This is a genomic window from Rhodovulum sp., from assembly GCF_011048875.1.
GTDB classification, from domain to species: domain Bacteria; phylum Pseudomonadota; class Alphaproteobacteria; order Rhodobacterales; family Rhodobacteraceae; genus Rhodovulum; species Rhodovulum tesquicola.
This window is the reverse complement of sequence record NZ_DSDD01000101.1, coordinates 1-2,957: the sequence shown is the minus strand read 5'-3', so window position 1 is coordinate 2,957 and position 2,957 is coordinate 1. Positions and strand designations below refer to the sequence as shown.

At 67.7% G+C, this 2,957-nt stretch carries 1 protein-coding gene and 1 pseudogene; both read left to right on the top strand.

Features of this window, described 5'->3' with window-relative positions:
• A pseudogene (locus tag ENN83_RS03400) lies at positions 1-2,208 on the top strand (glutamate synthase-related protein); the annotation flags it as partial.
• Positions 2,209-2,309: 101 nt separating this feature from the next.
• A partial coding sequence (gene mtgA, locus ENN83_RS03395) for a monofunctional biosynthetic peptidoglycan transglycosylase (RefSeq protein ID WP_287184115.1) occupies positions 2,310-2,957 on the top strand: 648 nt, incomplete at its 3' end.

The window sequence follows — 2,957 nt, the reverse complement described above, 5'->3', positions numbered from 1 at the left end:
TGTCGGCCAGCCAGCCCTTTGGCGAGTGGCTGGAAAAGGTGCACGAGCTGGACGACACCCTGTCGGGCCCGGACGAGGTGACGCTGTACGAGGGCGGCGAGCTGCGCAAGCGGCAGATCGCGGCGGGCTTCACCATCGAGGAGGTCGAGACGATCCTCGCGCCGATGGCCGAGGAGGCAAAGGAGGCGGTGGCGTCCATGGGCGACGACACGCCCAGCGCGGTGCTGTCCGAGAAATACCGCCCGCTCAGCCATTTCTTCCGGCAGAACTTCGCCAGGTGACGACTCCGCCGATCGACAGCCTGCGCGAATACCGGGTGATGAGCCTGAAGACGCGGTTCGGCAACCTCAAGAACGTGCTGGACGAGGATGGCAGCCAGACGCGGATCATCGTCCTGGAAAGCCCCTTCCTGGGCAATGCGCAGTTCGAGGCGATCGCGGCGCAGTTCACCTCGCCGATGACCGAGATCGACTGCACCTTCCCGGCGGGCGCGGGGCAGGACGCGCTGCGCGAGGATCCGGCGCGGCCTGCTGGAGTGTTCGCTGACCGAAGCAGTTGCGCGCTATCGCAAGGCGATCGACCTCGGGCTGCTCAAGATCATGTCGAAGATGGGCATCTCGGTGATCTCGTCCTATCGCGGCGGGCTGAATTTCGAGGCGGTGGGGCTGAGTCGCGCGATGTGCGCGGAATATTTCCCCGGCATGCACAGCCGGATCTCGGGGATCGGGGTGTCGGGCATCCAGAAGAAGCTGGAGGAGGTGCACCGCCAGGGCTGGCGCGGGGGGCGCGACGTGCTGCCGGTGGGCGGCTTCTACAAGGCGCAGCGCTCGGGCGAGACCCATGCCTGGGAGGCCAGGACCATGGCGCTGTTGCAGAAGGCGTGCGACAGCGCGTCCTTCGAGATCTGGAAGCAGTTCTCGGCCGCGATGCGGGCGCATCCGCCGATCCATCTGCGCGACCTTCTGGACATCAGGCCGCTGGGCAAGCCGGTGCCGATCGAGGAGGTGGAATCGATCACCTCGATCCGCAAGCGGTTCGTGACGCCGGGGATGAGCCTGGGCGCGCTGAGCCCCGAGGCGCACAAGACGCTGAACGTGGCGATGAACCGGATCGGGGCCAAGTCCGACAGCGGCGAGGGCGGCGAGGATCCGGCGCAGCTGATCTATGACCTGAAGCAGATCAACCCGCGCGCCAAGGTCTGCGTCAAGCTGGTGGCCTCCAGCGGCGTGGGCACCATCGCGGCGGGCGTGGCCAAGGCCAAGGCCGACGTGATCCTGATCTCGGGCCACAACGGCGGCACCGGGGCAAGCCCGGCCACGTCGATCAAATATGCCGGCCTGCCCTGGGAAATAGGCCTGACCGAGGCGCATCAGGTCCTGGCCATGAACAACCTGCGCGAGCAGGTGACGCTGCGCACCGATGGCGGGCTCAGGCCGGGGCGCGGTCGCTGGACGAGGTGATCGGGCGGGCGGATCTGCTGACCCAGATCAGCCACGGCTCGGCACATCTGGACGATCTGGACCTGAATCCGCTGCTGATACAGGTCGATGCCAACGACCGGCCGCGGCTGGACCGGTCGCGGCCGCGAAACCCGGTGTCCGACACGCTGGACGCCGAGATCCTGCGCGATGCGCATCGCTTCTTCGAGGATGGCGAGAAGATGCAGGTGTCCTATGCGGTGCGCAACACGCATCGGTCCATCGGCACGCGGGTATCGAGCCACATCGTCCAGAAATTCGGGATGCGCAACAAGCTGCAGCCCGACCACCTGACGGTGAAGCTGGCCGGCAGCGCGGGGCAGTCGCTGGGCGCGTTCGGAGCGCCGGGGTGGTGGTCGAGGGCTGCGGCTCGAACGGCTGCGAATACATGACCGGCGGGATTGCGGTGATCCTGGGACGGATCGGAGCCAATTTCGGCGCGGGGATGACCTGTGGGATGGCCTATCTCTACGACCCCGAAGGCCAGACGCGCGACCTGATGAACATGGAGACGCTGGTCACCTGTCGGGTCAGCGTCCAGCACTGGGAGGCCGAGCTGAAGGGCCTGATTGCGCGCCATGCCGAGGAGACCGGCAGCCGCAAGGCGGGCGAGATCCTCGACAACTGGGATCTGGAAAGGGGCAATTTCCTGCAGGTCTGCCCGCGCGAGATGCTGCCTCACCTGACCCATCCGCCGGGCATCGAGGAACGCGCGGTTCCGGCGGAATAGGGTCTGATCCGGCCCGAAATGCGGCCCCCGCGGCACCATCCGCGGGGCCGTTTCATTTCGGGCGATGGTCAAGCGTTTCACGCTCGGGTATCAGACGGACCATGGCACGACGAAAGACAGCGACGCGGAAGAAGGCGACCCGCAAGGGCGGCGGGGGGCGGTTCAGGCTGCCCACGCTGCCGCGTCCGCGGATCACGCTGCGCCGTCTGGTCTGGGGCGCGGTGGCGCTGGCCATCGTCGCGCCCTCCGTGCTGAACCCGCCGGTGACCTGGACGATGTGGACCGAGGCCCGCCGCCTGGGCGGCATCGAGCATCGCTGGGTGGCGATCGAGGATGTCTCGCCCGCGATGCGGCGCGCGGTCGTGGCGGCGGAGGATGCGAATTTCTGCCTGCACTGGGGCTTTGACATGCGCGCGATCCGTGGCGCGCTGGAGGCTGGCGGGCGCTATGGCGCCTCCACGATCAGCCAGCAGACGGTCAAGAATGTCTATCTGTGGCAAAGCCGAAGCTGGCCGCGCAAGGCGCTGGAGGCGGTGCTGACCCCGCTGGTGGAACTGACCTGGTCCAAGCGGCGCATCCTGGAGGTCTATCTGAACGTGGCCGAGTTCGGCGAGGGTGTCTTTGGCGTCGATGCGGCGGCGCGGCATTATTTCGGCGTGCCCCCCGACCGGCTGAGCGCGGCGCAGGCTGCGGCGCTGGCCGTGATGCTGCCCGCGCCGAAGACGCGCAACGCCGCCCGGCTGACGCCG